This is a genomic window from Synechococcus sp. A18-25c (genome assembly GCF_014280035.1).
Taxonomy (GTDB): Bacteria; Cyanobacteriota; Cyanobacteriia; order PCC-6307; family Cyanobiaceae; genus Synechococcus_C.
In genome coordinates, this window is sequence record NZ_CP047957.1 from 1150090 (window position 1) to 1165949 (window position 15860).

A 15860-nucleotide genomic window follows, 5' to 3' on the forward strand; every position below is an offset into this window, starting at 1 on the left:
ATGACGATCGACTCGCGCTGCAAAGAGCAGCGGAACGTTGCTGACAAGATCTTCATGGACTTCAAATACACGGCGCCTGGTTCTGCCGATCAGGTTCGAGCCCTCAAAACGTTGAACTTCCTGATCAGCATGTGGGGTGATTTCCTCTCCAACGAAGAAAGACGGATGAACTCAGTTCTGCTGCTCAAAGCGAGGAGCTGAAGCGCCCAGTCTTGTTGGGATTCGTTCATTGCAGATTGAATCCATAGACAGTTGCAAATTCATCCTGGAATGGAGACGTTTTTAAGACCTCGCTGATTCCCAATTCATCCTGCCAATCGGTGATTGGCCTGTCCCAGCCCTCTTCCCAGCGTGGCGAGAACAGTTCAGGCACCACCTGGCCCACTGCAATTCCAAAACCGATTGCATCCCAGATCAACCTGCGCTCACTGGGTTCGTAGGCACCCCGCAGCATCCATGAGGAAAGAATCCCGATTTGAGAGGGGTTTGATCCAGTGCTTGCATAAAACGCGGTCGCAGCAGCTTCACCGGCCACGGTGATCGGAAGACCAAGAATCGTGTGGTGAATTTCATGCAGGCGTCCAGATCTGGTTAGCGCGAATTCTTTGTCGGTTTGGGAGTCTTGTATCTGCGATTGATCAACTAAAAAAGAAAGCCCAAGTTTCTCCAATCGTCGATGCACACACCATCCAAGGCTGCCTGTGGGCATGGCGGCCATGTCTTCAAGATCTGGCCATCGTTGTGAAGGTCGATTGGCCAGGAGTTCCTGAACTTGTGGGATGGCGAGGATTCTTTCAAAAACGTCTTTCTCCAGTTGGGATTGGCCTGGAATTGCAAAATACCGGCCGTGTTGAAAAACTCTTTCAGGCTGCTTGGCTGTCTGCAGAATTGATATCCCGAGCTTTGCGGCACCCTTGGAAAATGATGAGCGCGCGAAATGCTTTTGTGCTGTGGTCATCCGGCGATGAAGCTTTGCAATCAATGTCGCTGGAACCCCAGAAGAATTGCTCCCCCGAATGGGTGATTTATTTCTGAGACTTTGCTGAGTCACTAGTGCCAGCGCCTCGGCGCCGGCAGCAGATGTGGATCAGCCTTGTTGATCGCTAAACAGTGGAAAGCCCCACCACAGGGGCGGGGCTTTCGGGATATCTCTGGCGCTGGTGGAACGGTGATGACGTCTTTTTCTTGTCCTTCACCGTGCTTTCACGATGGCCCGGTTGGCGTCTTGAACATGTGATCCCACTCACCTGGTGATGTGAGCTTGGTCACGGGGTGTTCTTGGGCTGACCTGTCTGCAGATTTGCCTTGGCCGGCAACTCCCCCTCACGCACTCGCCTCAACACCTCTCGGGCAATCGCAAGGTTGATCGGATCAGTCGCAATCCCCTGGGCTTCAGTTGCCAAGCGTTTGCGAATCGGAGGTGTGTTGTCAGCAGGCATGGCTCCACTGTCTTGAAGCGGACGCAGAATCACATCCCTCAGTTGAGGGAGTGGTGCGGATGCATGCCTCCATCAGTTGAGGGATTCCTGTGGATTGGGGCCTCGAGCCATTGCCATGGCTACCTGCAAAGCAGGAGTTGTTTGTGCAGAGATGGCCAAGGGTTATGTGCTGCATGAAGGGCCGAGCCCCTTTGATGGCCAGCCGATCGTCTCGATTGCCACGTTGCATTCGAGCAACCGTAAAACCGGCGACATGGTGCAGACCTGGATCTTGCCGCGGGATCTGCATCCCCTCGATGCGGTGAAGACAGGGCAAGACAGCGCCATCTGCGGCCAGTGCCCCCATCGCGGTTCAGGCACCAAACGCACCTGTTACGTGAATGTGGGCCAGGCGCCAGCGAACATCTGGCGCACTTACAAAGCTGGTGGCTATGCGCCGATCAGCTCCTATGAGGAAGCGGTGCAAGGGCGAGTCGTGCGCTTTGGCGCCTATGGCGATCCAGCCTTCATGCCGATCACGGTGGTGGCCAACCTATTGATGTTTGCCAAAGGCCACACCGGTTACACCCACCAGTGGTTCCAGGAGTTTGCTGCCGACTACAAGGGCATCTTCATGGCGTCGGTGGATTCGGCAATCGAAGAGGAGATGGCGCAAAGCCAAGGCTGGAAAACCTTCCGCGTCTATGCCCCTGACCTGCCAATCGAAGGTGCTAAGACCTGCCCGGCGCAGCTCACGGACAACCGCGTGCAGTGTGAGCGCTGCCTGCTGTGCAATGGCAAGAAGGCCAATATCGGCATCCATGCCCATGGCCGAGCGGCGAAGCAGGTGGCTGGTTTAAAGCCAGCTCTGCATCGCGCCAGGGCCGTTCAGCACTAAGCGGCCAAGAGCGTTTTCAGTTGCTCCGCGATCTCCGCCGCATTGTTCTGGCCAACAACCTTGAGGATCCGCTTTGCCGCCTCCTTTGGGTCGTTGACCATATAGATCGACTTCGATGCCGTCTTGCTCGGTGGCAGCAAACCAGCAATTCGAAGCGCAGTTGTGGGTCGAACCAACCCATCGAGCAGTTGCTGGTAGGCGTCTTTCACCGCTGCCTGAGTCGTACCCCGTTGGTTACAAAGCTTCGGGCTAAGTGAATAGCGGTGCAGCCTGTCGAGAACAGCGGGAATGGAATTGGGCCGTGGCTTCGTTGGCTCGGGTCCATCAACCTCCTGGTCCAGCTGAAGAGAAGGGTTGTGAATGGCTTGTTCAATCACTTGCTCCACTTCTTCCCAGTGCTCGCCGTAGGTGCAGGCATGGCCTGCCGTGATCTTGCTGAAGCTGTCTGAACAGGCTTCGAGCGTTACAGGGTCAAGGATCTGCACCAGTGCTTTGGCGGCATCAGCGGACTGCTCGAACTCAATCGAGTTGGTGAGGATGCGGAAGAGTTCCCCTGGGGCCAGCTTCAGACCACCATCCGAAAAGTCCGCGCCACACCAATCCACAAAGGAAGAGAACGACGCGACGGTTCGTTTGAGGCCATCGGAAGAGAAAACCCCAAGCTTCTGCCAGCCACGCACCTTGATGAAGCCGTAGAGCTTCGCTGCCAGACCTTCAAGGCGACCAAAGCGGAGTTGGTCCCGCAGGGCCCAGTAGTTGATCGTGTTGACGCGGCAGTCGTAATCAAGGGTTTGCAGCCATTCCGCTTTGGCAGCGGAAAGTTGTTCGTTGTTGTCTTTCATGGGTCAGCTCGCCATGGAGTCATCAACGGATTGGTTCCCCACCTGTCCCTTCGCTTGATCGGCTTGGTCTTTGGCTTTGTAGGCCGCATCCCAGAAATTGGTGTCTCCAGCTGCCTCCAATAGGGCAATGAGCTTGACGGGGTGAATGCCAAGAGAGTTGGCATAAGCCGTGAGTGCTTCCACCTCCTGAGCGGAATACTCCTTACCGCCAAAGATGTGGACATCGCCTTCGCCTTCGGCGCTCAGACCCTCGACGGTTGCAGGGGTGTGCTCACCGCGCTCTGAAGAGTCACGCGGTTGCTTTTCCTCCTTGAGTTGGCGATGCGTCTGAATCGCCTCATGGATGCGCTTGGCGTATTCCCGCAACCGTTCATCGCCGTATTGATAGAACACAGCCGTTTGATCCAGCGGCGCCTCCTGTTCATGCCGAAGGATGCGACCCAAGACCTGGGTCCAGAACAGAGGAGCAGTCTTGTTCGTGGCATAGACCAAGACACGCAGGTGCTTGATGTCGACGCCTTCGGTGACCATCTGAACCGTGATCAACCAGCGTTCACGACTGGGCGTGGTGTCTTGTTGGAAGCAGCGCAGTTTGTCTTTGGCTTCCTCCACATCCCCGTGCACAACCACAGGCTTCTCGCCGGTGAGCTCCTCAACCAGGCGGCCCATAGCATCGGCATGCTCACGCACCTGACAAACGATGAGACCACCAGCCCACGGGTGCGTTTGGCGAATGCTTTGAAGCGTTCGATCTGCCGCAATGATTTGATCGCGGATGTACTGGGTATCCGCTTCAACGGCAAAGCGATTCCGCTGGTTCATCAGCTTCTCGACGTCCCCTTCACTGAGGTCTGGATAAATCTCCTTTAGATCGTCATCGAAGGTGTGATCGAAGTCAGTGGTGGTTCCATCGGGTGAACTAACGCGCCACTGGACGCGTCCACTCCAGGTGGGGAAGTCGACCTCACGGACGACACCATCGGTAAGCGCATCGTCGTAGCCATAGGAATAGGCATGGGATCCCTTGAGATCCAGCTCTTCAAGGCGCTCTGAAATTCGGACATAGCTGCACCAGGGGATGCGGGAGTGATCACTCCTGAAGGGCGTACCCGTCGTCAGCAGTCGAACCGTGGACTCCTCAAACGCCAGCTCGAAGTTCTCCCCCCAGCTGTTCTTGTCTGACAGGTGGTGGATCTCGTCAGCGGTGACAAACGTGCGGTGGGACTTGGTCCAAACAGCGATCTGACTGGTGCGGGTCTCGGATGAAAGCTGTTGATAGGTGAGGACAACGCCGTGATGGACATTGAAATTGACGTTGAGAGCCGTTCCGCCGTAGAGGCGCAGGCCGAACATCTCAGCCACCTGGACGAAGTCGGAACGAAGCTTGTCGGATGGAACAACGACCGTGAACCAGTCGCACAGACCGGTAGAGATTAAATACTTGGCAACGGCCAACTGAGCAATCGTTTTCCCTGATCCTGGGAATGCATTGAGGATGAACGCCTTCCTGTCGTTGGGTTCGAGAAACGCCTGGGTTCCAGCAAAATCAAGGAACCGCTGGGCAAATTCCTGCTGCCATTTCCGCAATTCAATTTTTTGAGGCAGATACTGTTCAACTGGATGGGTGGTCATTTTGGATTGATGGCAAGGGATACAAAGGGCTTGTCCGTTAAGTTGTTCTGTGGGTCCACCTTTGGACCAGGGCTGGATGTGATCGGCTTCCCACTTGGCTGGATTGAGTAAGCAACCACACATGGCGCAGCGGCCATTGGATTTGATGTAGAGCTGCGTACGCTGCAGCCCAGCAAAGAGGCGATTCATCAATCAGACCTCCAAGGCAATCTGCGATTCACCCGAGAGAATCTTTTTGCGTCGTTGCTGGCGGCTGACGTCGAAGATCTTGGTGGCCGATGCACCGCCTTCAACGATTTGTTCAACGGTGATGACTTGAACCTTGGGGATCACATGGCGGCCATTGTTCTGGCGTACCTCCCCAAGCCGCTCGATTCGCTTGAGGGTGAACTCATCGGGCATCGTGAAAGCAACCAAAAATCCAAGGTCTGCCTTGTGCTGCTTCATCAGACGTTCCAGCCGATCCACGTCTGTTACTGACGGCGGCTCATCGTTTGAGGTGACATAAATGGCCGTGCCATCAACGGTGCGACTATCCCGCCAATCCTTGAATTCACGAATACCAATCAGGCGGCCACTCTTTTCTTCATGGGGTGCAGCCTTGAGATTGAGGATGGCCCAAGCGTCGTATTGCGTCCGGTCTGCATCACGAAGATGACGTGCAGACTCCAGATCGAACGGCACTCCAATCACTGGAATGTCGTCTTCCTCTAAGTCGAGATTGGCCGCAAGCCTTGCAGCTGTGCATGCCACTGCATGGTGCGTGACATCCATACCAATCCAGTTACGGCCAAGCTTTGCAGCTGCCTCGATGGTGGTGCCCGAACCCATGTAAGGGTCAAGAACGACATCACCTTCGTTGGAACTGGCTTTGATGATGCGCTCTAAAAGGGCTAGGGGTTTTTGTGTCTGATATCCAGTCCTTTCCTTGTTTCCAGGCCCGCCAAGGATCTTGATGTCATCCCACCAGTCAGTTAGCGCAGGTCTTCCACCATCAAAATCAGTTTCTCTCATCCCTTGTGGAATTTTTCCAGCACGAACGGCAGCTTCATATTTAGCCCTATCAAATACAACCACCATTCCACGTGCATTATTGGCGTTGTATCCTCGGTTCATGGCGCTTTTGTATGTTCTGAGAGATCCCTCCGATGGCTCTCCTTTTTGAGGATTCCATACGTATTCGTCTGATTTAGTGAAAAAGAGAATAGTGTCGTGCTTCTTGTTAAAATAGCTTGCCTTTGGTGTCATTCCCCTGTAGCACCACGCAATATCATTTTTGAAATTGCCACCACCAAAAATCTGATCCATCACCAGCTTCAAGTAATGACTGGCCGTCGGATCCACATGCAGGTAGATGCTGCCCGTGCTTTTCAGGACTCGATGCATCTCAATCAGACGTACTGTCATCGCTACCAAATAGGCAGGCAAACCATCATTGCGCTTGAAGGTTTTCATCAAGCAGTTCAGCAGACACCAAACGTTTTTGTTTCGATCATTGATGTCATTCAGCCAGCGGATCTGCTCTGGACCCCATGACCAGTTGTCATCAAATGCTTTGGCCTGTGCTTTGGCGCCAAAGCTGCAGTTATAAACACGCTTGGAGTTATAAGGCGGATCCAAATAAATCAGATCAACGCTTTCACTCGGTAGCGTTCTGAGCGTGTCAAGATTATCGCCATAGCAAAGGCGATTGACGTGTTCGAATGTTGTTGCTTTTTTTGTTGCTGTAGCGGTTGTCATTGGCAAGCTTCTGCTTGCATTCATCTTCAAAAAGTAAGCTTGTTTTTAAATCCCCTGATTGAGTGATCTTTTGGGTTGGCGTGATCCCTCAACTGAGGGATCCCTTTGTTGTTGTTGCATCCGAAGCTCAGGTCACCTCCCCTGGATTGGGTATGCCACTGCGGTTGATTCCCAATGAGCAGTTGGTGCTGGAGCGCATTCCTGACCCGGAGGCAGAGCTTTGGGGATGGGAGCGTTTCGCCCACACCATCAACGGCTACGAGGTGATGGGCGGGTTTGAGCACTGTGCCGATCTGGCGAACTGCAGAACCCCAACCACGCTTACTGAGCTGCGCTGTTGCTTGTTCTTTGAGGCACGGCGCGAACGCCACAGCGGTGGCATGTCCACCAATGAGGAGTGGATTCGAGAGCTGCTGCGAGCGATTCGCCGGAAGGTGGAAACAGGCGAATTGGATTGAGCTGTAAGGCCAATCCCCCCAAACTCAGGCCAAGCGATCACAGGCCGATGACGGGGGATGCACAGCAGGCATCAGTGGAAAGGCAGCTCCCTTGCGCTGTCTTCCTCGATGCCCTCAGCCTCGGGCCCGTGGATCTGGCGCTGATCGAGCAGAGGTGTGCACTGACGGCCTGGCCATCCACCGCAATCGATGAACGCCTTGAGCGGTTGCGTGACGCCGAGATCGCCATCACCAACAAGATCCCTCTGGATGGGGAGCTGTTGCGCCAGCTCCCGAAGCTGCGCCTGATCTGCGTGGCCGCCACCGGCACCGATCAGATCGACCATGCCGCCTGCAAAGAGTTGGGCATCCGCGTGCACAATGCCGGCCGCTACAGCCGCGCCTCGGTGGTGCAGATCACCTGGGCTTTGATTCTCGAGCTCTGCTGCGCCATGGATCAGCGGCGGCGGGATCTGAGCCAGGGCGTCTGGCAGCGCAGCCCGGTGTTTTCCGTGATCGAACCGGAGTTCGACGAACTGGAGGGGCAGATCCTGGTGGTGCTCGGCGCCGGAGACATCGGCCGCGGCGTGCTGGCCATCGGCGAGGCCTTCGGGATGCAGTGCATTGGTCTCACCAGCCGCAGCAGTGATGTCGAAGTGGAAGCGGCCTTGCGTCAGGCCGATGTGCTCAGCCTGCATGCGCCGCTCACACCGCAGACCCAGAACCTGATCAATGCCCAGCGGCTCAGTTGGATGAAGCCCACCGCCCGGCTGGTGAACATGGCCCGCGGCGGGCTGGTGAATTGCGACGATCTCTGCGCTGCCCTGCGCAGCGGCCAGATCGCTGCTGCCGCTCTCGATGTGCTGCCGGTGGAACCTCCCGGCTCTGAACTGGAGGCCTTGCTGGATACCCCCAATCTGTTGATCAGCCCTCACATGGGCTGGAGTTCCCGTCAGGCCCGCAACCGTCTGGTGCAGACCCTGGCGGGACATCTCCAGGCTTACGTCTTTGCTGAAGCAGCCTGATCTCCGGCTCGGCACAGCCAGAGGCGGATGAACAACCCCTGATAGAGCTGCACGGGTGTAGGCCAACCGGCTTGCTTCAGCGCAGCAACGAGCCGACTGGGATCAAGGGAAAACACCACGCTGTTGCGGCTGGCCTTCATCGCCTCAATCTTGTCCGCGGGAACGTCGCGATCCGCCAGGCGTTGCCAGGCCACCTTGAACACCTCGCGTTGACTCTCTTCGTCGTCCGCTTCGCTGTACGAACTCAGCAACAGCACGCCGCCATCCGCCGTGCACTGCGTCAGTTCATGCAACATCGCGGCTTGCTCTTCGCTGGGCAGCAGGTGAACCACGTTGTGGCACACCACCAGATCAAAGCGGGCGCCCTTCAGTTCGCTTTTGAGCGCCTCATCCAGCGTGGAGAGCAGCAAGCGGCAGCGGCGGCTGCCGGGGTGATTGGCAACCGTTTTGCGGCATTGCTCCAGCATCAGCTCACTGGGCTCGAGCACCGTCACTGCAGCGTCAGCGCAGGCATTCAGTAGAGCCGGAAGCGCATCGCCAGGGCCAGGGCCCACCACCAGCACCCGCTGGGCATCGCTGGCTGTGGCCTGGATTGCTGCTCGGGCGATTTCGTGCAGAACGTCGTGGCCGGGGATCGTGTGCTGAATGCTCTTGCGGTAGGTGCGTCCGTACTCGCCATCGAAATCAAGGGAGGGCATGGGCCTCTGCGTGAGCAGACCCAAGGATGGTCGCGGGAAGCTTTACAGCCCACCGCGCTGCGCCGACGCCTTCCACCGAGGTCTTCGACCTGCACTCCACGCAAGACCTTCCACGGAGTGGTACAGAGGTTTAGGCCAGCAGTCGCCTCGACTTGAGCGACGTCGACTGCCAGGAGCGTTCTCTGCTTGCCAGACTCTGTGGCATGCCGAACAAGGACCGCCCACTCGTTGATCGCCATCCGCCCAAACCCGGCGGAGAAGGTTGGCTGGTGAACGCGCAGCAGCAATTGGTGGTGCAGTTCAAACCCGACAACCCAACGGTTCACGCGGAATGGGTGTCCGTGCGGACGTACAGCTGGGTGCCACCACATCCACCAGTGCCGCAAACCCGACGGCGAATGCTCAGGCAAAACGCGATTGATGCGTGGAAGCAGATGCAGAAAACTGGCTGGCAGCAGTGTTCACCGCCTGTGCGTTGACTGATCCTTCATGCGGGCGATTGCCAGAAGCTCTCCTGAACCACATCGGATGCAAGAGCAATCCAAGGGGATGACAGCGGTTGCACACGTTGCTTCCCCCTGAGCACGCCTTCTCTGATTGACCCATGACCTACCGCCTGAACATCGGGTTCGATGAACGTCTCGATGAACCACCCTGTGACCTCCTTTGGAGTGCCATGACACCTGAGGCAGCAATCTGCGAATGTAAAAGGGACTACCCAACGTGTCGGGTTGAACTAGTAGGAATCTCTTAGGGCTGAACATTTGGCACCCCCATACGGGTGCCTTTTTCATGTCTGATTCAGGATCCTTCCTAACCTTGTGGAAGCAAAGTAGCCATTAGATGTCTCGCAGAACAACGGCCATTGCTGCAGCACTGTCTTTGCTTGCGCTTGGTTCTCCGTTGATAACTGGTTGTACGAACATATTGTCAAACCAGTATCTTGGCCAGGGTGTTGAGAAGTATGAGGAAGGAAATTATCAAGGTGCCATCGCTGATTACACAAGGGCAATAGAGATTGATCCTCAGAGTTCTGCTTCTTACTACAACCGTGGTCTTGCCAAGTATCACATCGAAGATCTTCAGGGGGCAATTGCTGATTTCACAAAGGCAATAGAGATCAACCCTCAGTATGCTGACGCCTTTGTTAACCGTGGCAATAGCAAGGACGAATTAAAAGATTATCAAGGCGCCATTGCTGATTTTTCAAAAGCAATAGAGATCGATCATCAGGATGCTATCGCCTATTACAATCGTGGCAATGCTAAGGCTGATTTGGATGATTATCAGGGAGCAATTGCTGATTACAATAAGTCAATAGAGATTGATCCTCAGAATGTTATGGCCTATTACAATCGTGGCAATGCCAAGGGTAATTTAAAAGACCTTCAGGGAGCAATTGATGATTACACGAAGGCAATAGAGATCAATCCTCAATATGCTGTTGCTTACGCTAATCGTGGTATTGCACGAGAATTGACAAATGATCTCAAGGGAGCCTGTCAGGATTGGAGAAAAGCAGCAGAACTTGGACTGGAGCAACCTGCCGAATGGGTGAAGGAGCAATGTTAGAGGCTGTTCCTGCAGTTACAGGATTAAGTTCTCGCTCTCAATTCACCAGAAGGCAGTTCTGAGAGGGAGCTTTTTTTGTGTCTGATCCCAGAACTTTCCTGTCCTGTTGGAAGCAGTGCACGGATTAGATCTATCGCAGGTCGTGTGCCATTGCCAACTAGAACTGGAAGGATACTTCCGCTGACAAAAATCCACTTTCTGGCCATGTAACAGTGGTGCTTACTGGTTTTCCGTCTTTCATGACTGTGTCACAAACAAATCCATCCTGAGTGGGTGTTCCACTTTTCAAGTCGTAGTGGATTTGTCCAACACATTGGTAGTTGTATCTGAAACCATATGCATCGATCTCCTTCACCGTATCGTAGTAAGTGAGGGTGTTTGTGTTTGGGTTCCAGGTGGCATCATCACCAGTCGTGATTGACGGTGGTGCACTCAACAAACTAATGACTGCGGTGAACGAACCCCTTATCGTTCCATCTGCTTCTGCTGCCAGTTCTTCCGTTGGAGGTTCTGGTTCAGGCGCCAAGGTCGATGTTTCTGCCTGTGGCGATGCGTTCTTTTCGACAGCGCACCCTGTGAAAATGAGCAGGGCACTACCCAAAACAATCAATGTGGCTTGAGTCATCAGAGATTTCCGCGTCCTTGAGTTGCTCTTCTGACATTAGAAGAACTTGAGCTACAGCCAGGTCTTAGCAACGGATGGCAGCGGTGTCTTTCAGTACAACAAGCCCGCAAAATGCCGGCGATGGGGCCATGGATTGGAGGATGTCTTGATGGGACTGGTCAAGCTAATGAAGCAATCATCACTCCCTTCGGTGGCATTGGGTTTGATGAATGCGAATTCCAACGACACACACTACTGACACGTCCGCACTGTGCATCCGACCCCAGCGCATGTGTGCATGTGTGAACCTCCAGCTAATGCTTCCAGCTCATCGTCCGATAAAGATTGCATCGTCGCGATGCTTTTCATGTCGTCTTCAGTGATGGAGAATCCCGCTGCTTTTGCGATGTCGACTGTTTCCTTAAAGGAGGCTGCCCCTTTGCATTGATTTTGTAAGTCGGTATCTACTTGAACCTTTTCTAGGAACGCTTTGAGTTGCTCTTCGGACATGAGAGGGTTGGTGCTGCAGCCTTGACTAGAGACAATCGGCATCGACGACTCAAACGGTCAGGATATGTGCATCAATGAGCCTTTTCCGCATGGGTCGTTTGCCTGGGGGGCGCCTCCAGGGCATGTCATGCGCTCGCTTCGTTGGTAACTTGCATTGATCCCTGGAAGCACAGTAGTGAACGTCGTTCAATACATCAAAAACAAGTTCGATCCCACCAGGCCGATGGGTCGGAAGAATTACTTTTGGACTAATTTTATTTATCGAGCAATTGTCATAGCGATAATATTCTTGTTTTACTTGATTGGAGCTTGGTGGGTGATAGCACATCATTTTCCACACCTTATGCTGTTGGTCGTCGACGCACCTAGCCTATTGCTCGCATTCAGAAGAGCGAGAGCCGCCAAAGTTCATTTCATTCTTGTTTATAGTGCTGGCATAATGAGCGTTGTTTATTATTTGTTGTCAACATCAATTCCCTTCGTTCCCAATTTAATAGCCGGTTATAACGTCGGTCTGTCGATAGCTCTTCTCGTTCTGGTGAACAAAGTGGAGCCAGTCACGCCTTAGACGCTCATCTTTGCATCGGGCACCTCATCACGCAGTGTCTGGAGATCTGATCTGGCGAAGGGTTCGACCAACCAGCACTGGGTGTTGCGCTGGATGTTGAACTGCAACGAAAGGTGAAATCGGTATCGAGCGGAGCCTCTCGGTCCACCTGCCAAGGAATGAGAATCGTTCCCGCCTTCAAGCTGTCGTTGTGACTGAAGCGCTGAAATTCCCCTACTCGGTTCAAGGGCGTGGAACTGTTGAGCCCATGGGCAATCACTGGTATCGGGTTTGCGGTCCTGCGGGGTGCACGATTGTGATGGGCCTTTCCAACGCTCTTTATTTGAGCCGGAATGTTCCCGAATCAGTGACCGCAACCGACTCTTAAGCACTTCAGGCAGTCTGGTTTCGGTGATCAGCGGCCCAAGGATGGCCCAAGGATGTCCAATAAAAGCTGTCCGCCACCCTTAGAGGACGGCTGCTCCTCGAGCAAGACGCTCATGAGAGCTAGTTAGCTCTTGAACAATTCGTTGGTCATGGTGCGGTAGCGCTGCAGTGACGGTCCAGGCTGACGCTTGCGGCTGGGCAGGTTCTTCCCGGCAAGCAGATGCTCAGGCGCGTAATTCACCAGCAGTGCTGCAGGTCGCTGCTCGGCTTCTGCAGCCAGTTCCAGCGCAATGGCTTCGGCGGTGGTGAGCACGCTGGCTGGCTTCGCCACGTCGCTGCTGGCGTCCGCAACAGCCATGTCCGTCGTCGTGGACTCCTCCGTCAGGCTGCTGGCCTCGGTTGCCGTCTCTTGCTCGAGGGGCAGAGGCCTTAGCAGAAACAAGCCCACTGAGAGGGCCAGCAATGAGGCCACGGTGCCACTCAATCCAAATTGCACGCCGTAGAAATTCCAAACCGTGCCGGAGATCGCCAGCCCGAGCACGCCCACACTTGCTGCACCAGGGCCGCTCAGTTGCTTGATCAGTTGCATGGCGTGCTGAATTGTTGTGCAAATCTTGTCGCGTTTAAGTCCCAACCGCGAGAACGAAGGGACTGGTGGTCGCCAGGGCAACGCCAGTGGCGATCACTCTCGCCAATCCATTCCTCAATCACGAGGGCTCTCCCTCGAATGAGGGATGTGGATGCGTGGACTGGCTGCCTCAATAAGAGGGGTGAACCTTTGCCGGCATGCCTCCTGCCTACGACCTCATCCTCAAGCGAGCAGATGGCTTGATCACGCGCACGATTCATGCCTCGAACGCGGCTGAGGCCTGGCGCTTGGCGCGGGAGCACTATCCCGAGAGCATTCGGGCGGTGGTCTGTCAGGACTCAGATGCGGCTGAACCGCCTGGCCACCGCTAAAACGACACCAAAGCAGACGCCCTGCCATGGAGCTACGGCTTGCGTCGCGCACGACGCATCAGGCCCTTGATGCCGTGAGTGAGTTCTTTGAGCAGGAGCAGGTGGTGGCTTGTATGGGTGACCGCTTTGCCTTGTGCTGCCTGTGCATGACCGAGCCGATTCGCCGATCGGTGGTGGGTGCCGCCACCACCGAAGACGAAGGTTTCGAGCTGGTGCAACGCCACAGGCCTTCGGTGCTGATTTGCAGTTCTGATCTCGAGAGTGGTTACGGCATCGACCTGCTGCGGCGGGTGAAGCGAGAATGGCCCAGCTGCAAGCTGATGATCCTGCTGGTGCGGGAAACCCAGGCCGTGGTGCAGGAAGCGCTGGGAGCATTTGCGGATGCGGTGATCTTCAAATCAAGCCTTGGCACTGGTCAGGGGGATTTCGTGCAAGCGTTGGCAACGCTCGCTGACGGTGGGGTGTATCTGCCGGAGCAAATCCGCAAGCTTGGCTCAGAAACACCGCGTCCGGATCTGCCGCCGTTGATTGAACAGCTCAGTGAGCGCGAACTGGAGGTGACCGCTGCTGTGGCTCGCGGCCTCACCAACAAAACCATCGCTGCCAGCCTCGGGCTCTCGGTGGAAACGGTGAAGACCCATGTGGTGAATGCCATGGGCAAGCTCGGAGCACGGGACCGCACCCAACTAGCGGTGCTGGCACTGCTCTACGGCTTGATCGACCCGATGGGATAACCGCTTGTCAATAAAAAACCACCGCGACCAATCGGTCCTGCGGTGGCCGGGTGATGGGGAGCGCACAGTGTGCCGTGCGAGATGGGTGGGGTCAACACTACATATGGTGTGACCAGTTGAGCGCAGACACCACAAAAAGTCTTTGTATCCGACAGAACAGTGTTGTGGCGCACGCTGCCTAACCTTCTGAAGCCGAGTGATGGGGATTGCGCGGCTCAGGATCGGTCCAACCTTGATTGCACGCGGCTGAAGGGCGCATCAAAACCATCAAACGGCCACACCTCCAGGATGTTGAACCAATACGGGTTCAAGCAATGTTGATTGCATGTGCCGATGGAGTTGGCCAATCTGCTGACAAGCCAGCGGTTCCACCTCGGAATGAGTCAATCCTTTCAGGGTCGTCCAACGCTCGTTGACCACGTTCTCGCCATCCGCGAAGAGATCAAGCTTCTCGAAACATCCGTGGAAGCACGGGAGAAGGTCCTCCGGGCGATTCAAGCGACCGATCTCTCTAAGGCGCAGACGATCGAGCAGGCCATCAGCTTGATCATTAAGACCTACTCCACGGATCCGCGTGGGTGAGCGGAGGGCCAATGTGCATCAAAAAAGAGCGGTGTCCCACCACCGCTCTTCATGAGGTCGCGGTCTGAAAAAGACAACGACCGGTTGCAGCCTCGTTGATTGGGCTCGCCAGTGCATCCCGTCCCCGGGTACGTTACAAACCGTAACACAAACTGTCTCGGGTTGAGACTTCCAAGGCCAGTCCCGGTTGTGTGCGCTAATCCCGATTCGGCGTGGTGGTTCCTGAAGGCGGCGTCAATATGGCTCCGTGTCACCACAGCGAGCAAGGAGGCCCAAGCAGGCTTCCTTTTTGGTGTCTTCAGCGCATGCCCATCACCTTTCGGAAAGCCATTCGTCGCTGAGTGGTGGCGATCAAATCTTCGATGGTTGGTTGGGCGCTGAGGTTTTCGCTGGGGGAAGAACAGCTTGATGGAGACGAGAGAAGCCGTCACGGCGCAGTCCGCGGCGCCCCAGCTGTTGCCCACGCGGCAACACTTACGCTTTCTGATCGGGAACAACAAAGTCGAAGCCCAGGGTGGACTTGGCGAGTGCGACCACTGACTGATGAGAGAGCGATCACCAGGCGCAATGATCTCTCCAGCGTGGTGCCCCGCCAGATGCAGCAGGATCAGGACCGCACCGGATTCGCAGATGGTGACCGGTTGGTCGCTGCCGATCGATACCTCCACAGCTCATGGGCGATCTCTTTTCTCTCCATGGACCAACGCCACAGTGAAGGGACGTTGACTACACCACTCTCTCGACATCTAAGTGCTAATAACAAATAGCGTGATTAATTCTTTGCACTACTGATTCGTATACCTCTTTCAATCTCTCTTCTCGCTAGCCGGCAAGTGTCACTACCGAAGACCCACGAATCTAAACATTCTTAGCCGCCACCCACATTCAAACAGCTCAAGTCGAATCCACCGGCCGCGCCCTCAAGCAGCTCATCTTCCGAAAGCTCATCTTGAGATGTCTGTAGCTCTTCAACAGAAATCGTGAAGCCTGCTTCCTTGGCAATGTCCACTATGGCAGCAGAGTCGGAGACGCCTTTGAGCTTTTGTTGGAGTGCTGAATCTGACTGTATTGCTTCCCAGAACGCTTTGAATTGTTCTTCTGACATGAGTGGTCTAGATGGATCCACTTCCTAGCAAGATCGGCCGTCATCGACCGTTCTTTGTGGAATTGTCAAAACACAGCTGCATCTGTTGAACCACTTCCATCACCACTCAGGCTCAAGCCGTTCAAGCAGGCTCACCGATTCAAGAAGTCCAAGCACAGGTCAAGCAGGA

Annotated in this window: 19 protein-coding genes; 9 read left to right on the top strand and 10 right to left on the bottom strand. The window is 55.0% G+C overall.

Features of this window, described 5'->3' with window-relative positions; all coding sequences use genetic code 11:
• Positions 1–201, top strand: a complete 201-nt coding sequence (locus SynA1825c_RS06405; protein WP_186470795.1) for a hypothetical protein — start codon at positions 1–3, stop codon at positions 199–201.
• A gap of 25 nt (positions 202–226) precedes the next feature.
• Here SynA1825c_RS06405 and SynA1825c_RS06410 read toward each other — a convergent pair whose 3' ends face one another.
• Together SynA1825c_RS06410 and SynA1825c_RS06415 are read right to left on the bottom strand one after the other, a co-directional pair.
• Positions 227–958 carry a Coq4 family protein gene (locus tag SynA1825c_RS06410; protein ID WP_186470796.1) on the bottom strand — a complete coding sequence of 244 codons (732 nt, stop codon included), beginning with the start codon at positions 956–958 and terminating at the stop codon, positions 227–229.
• 307 nt (positions 959–1265) lie between these two features.
• Positions 1266–1472, bottom strand: coding sequence for a hypothetical protein (locus tag SynA1825c_RS06415; RefSeq protein WP_186470797.1), 207 nt, complete (start codon positions 1470–1472; stop codon positions 1266–1268).
• Positions 1473–1554: 82 nt separating this feature from the next.
• Here SynA1825c_RS06415 and SynA1825c_RS06420 point away from each other — a divergent pair, with 82 nt between their 5' ends.
• Positions 1555–2316: a hypothetical protein gene (locus tag SynA1825c_RS06420; RefSeq protein WP_186470798.1), complete on the top strand. Its 762-nt coding sequence runs from the start codon at positions 1555–1557 to the stop codon at positions 2314–2316.
• Here the strand turns inward: SynA1825c_RS06420 and SynA1825c_RS06425 are convergent.
• The 3 genes from SynA1825c_RS06425 to SynA1825c_RS06435 are packed head-to-tail and all read right to left on the bottom strand — an operon-like array spanning position 2313 to position 6530.
• Positions 2313–3158, bottom strand: coding sequence for a hypothetical protein (locus SynA1825c_RS06425; protein WP_186470799.1), 846 nt, complete (start codon positions 3156–3158; stop codon positions 2313–2315). The two genes, SynA1825c_RS06420 and SynA1825c_RS06425, sit on opposite strands and share 4 nt — an antisense overlap.
• A 3-nt stretch (positions 3159–3161) precedes the next feature.
• Positions 3162–4979 (bottom strand): DEAD/DEAH box helicase family protein, encoded by a 1818-nt coding sequence (locus SynA1825c_RS06430; RefSeq protein WP_186470800.1) that lies wholly within the window; start codon positions 4977–4979, stop codon positions 3162–3164.
• A 3-nt stretch (positions 4980–4982) separates the two neighbouring features.
• Positions 4983–6530, bottom strand: a complete 1548-nt coding sequence (locus SynA1825c_RS06435) for a site-specific DNA-methyltransferase (protein ID WP_186470801.1) — start codon at positions 6528–6530, stop codon at positions 4983–4985.
• A gap of 62 nt (positions 6531–6592) precedes the next feature.
• Here SynA1825c_RS06435 and SynA1825c_RS06440 point away from each other — a divergent pair, with 62 nt between their 5' ends.
• The gene (locus SynA1825c_RS06440) at positions 6593–6988 is read left to right on the top strand and encodes a hypothetical protein (RefSeq protein WP_255478474.1); all 396 of its coding nucleotides are present in this window, start codon (positions 6593–6595) and stop codon (positions 6986–6988) included.
• Positions 6989–7035: 47 nt separating this feature from the next.
• Complete coding sequence (locus SynA1825c_RS06445; protein WP_186470802.1) at positions 7036–7992, top strand: NAD(P)-dependent oxidoreductase; 957 nt, start codon at positions 7036–7038, stop codon at positions 7990–7992.
• Here the strand turns inward: SynA1825c_RS06445 and SynA1825c_RS06450 are convergent.
• The gene (locus tag SynA1825c_RS06450; RefSeq protein WP_186470803.1) at positions 7968–8690 is read right to left on the bottom strand and encodes a bifunctional 2-polyprenyl-6-hydroxyphenol methylase/3-demethylubiquinol 3-O-methyltransferase UbiG; all 723 of its coding nucleotides are present in this window, start codon (positions 8688–8690) and stop codon (positions 7968–7970) included. The two genes, SynA1825c_RS06445 and SynA1825c_RS06450, sit on opposite strands and share 25 nt — an antisense overlap.
• A gap of 203 nt (positions 8691–8893) precedes the next feature.
• Between SynA1825c_RS06450 and SynA1825c_RS06455 the strand changes: the two genes are divergently transcribed.
• Both SynA1825c_RS06455 and SynA1825c_RS06460 read left to right on the top strand, forming a co-directional pair.
• Complete coding sequence (locus SynA1825c_RS06455) at positions 8894–9169, top strand: DUF1651 domain-containing protein (RefSeq protein WP_186471066.1); 276 nt, start codon at positions 8894–8896, stop codon at positions 9167–9169.
• A gap of 364 nt (positions 9170–9533) precedes the next feature.
• Positions 9534–10262 (top strand): tetratricopeptide repeat protein, encoded by a 729-nt coding sequence (locus SynA1825c_RS06460; protein ID WP_186470804.1) that lies wholly within the window; start codon positions 9534–9536, stop codon positions 10260–10262.
• A 157-nt stretch (positions 10263–10419) separates the two neighbouring features.
• Here the strand turns inward: SynA1825c_RS06460 and SynA1825c_RS06465 are convergent, their stop codons facing one another.
• The 3 genes from SynA1825c_RS06465 to SynA1825c_RS06475 form a co-directional block, all read right to left on the bottom strand.
• A complete protein-coding gene (locus tag SynA1825c_RS06465) occupies positions 10420–10887 on the bottom strand; it encodes a hypothetical protein (protein WP_186470805.1) in 468 nt (155 codons plus the stop codon).
• A gap of 231 nt (positions 10888–11118) precedes the next feature.
• Positions 11119–11376: a Nif11-like leader peptide family natural product precursor gene (locus tag SynA1825c_RS06470; RefSeq protein WP_186470806.1), complete on the bottom strand. Its 258-nt coding sequence runs from the start codon at positions 11374–11376 to the stop codon at positions 11119–11121.
• Positions 11377–12434: 1058 nt separating this feature from the next.
• Positions 12435–12899 carry a hypothetical protein gene (locus SynA1825c_RS06475; protein ID WP_186470807.1) on the bottom strand — a complete coding sequence of 155 codons (465 nt, stop codon included), beginning with the start codon at positions 12897–12899 and terminating at the stop codon, positions 12435–12437.
• A 197-nt stretch (positions 12900–13096) separates the two neighbouring features.
• Here SynA1825c_RS06475 and SynA1825c_RS06480 point away from each other — a divergent pair, with 197 nt between their 5' ends.
• From SynA1825c_RS06480 to SynA1825c_RS06490, 3 genes are all read left to right on the top strand, one after another.
• Positions 13097–13270 (top strand): hypothetical protein, encoded by a 174-nt coding sequence (locus SynA1825c_RS06480; protein WP_186470808.1) that lies wholly within the window; start codon positions 13097–13099, stop codon positions 13268–13270.
• A gap of 26 nt (positions 13271–13296) precedes the next feature.
• Positions 13297–14004, top strand: a complete 708-nt coding sequence (locus SynA1825c_RS06485) for a response regulator transcription factor (RefSeq protein WP_186470809.1) — start codon at positions 13297–13299, stop codon at positions 14002–14004.
• Positions 14005–14337: 333 nt separating this feature from the next.
• Positions 14338–14586, top strand: coding sequence for a hypothetical protein (locus SynA1825c_RS06490; protein ID WP_186470810.1), 249 nt, complete (start codon positions 14338–14340; stop codon positions 14584–14586).
• Positions 14587–15454: 868 nt separating this feature from the next.
• Here SynA1825c_RS06490 and SynA1825c_RS06495 read toward each other — a convergent pair.
• Positions 15455–15691 (bottom strand): Nif11-like leader peptide family natural product precursor, encoded by a 237-nt coding sequence (locus tag SynA1825c_RS06495; RefSeq protein ID WP_186470811.1) that lies wholly within the window; start codon positions 15689–15691, stop codon positions 15455–15457.
• Positions 15692–15860: the final 169 nt, after the last annotated feature.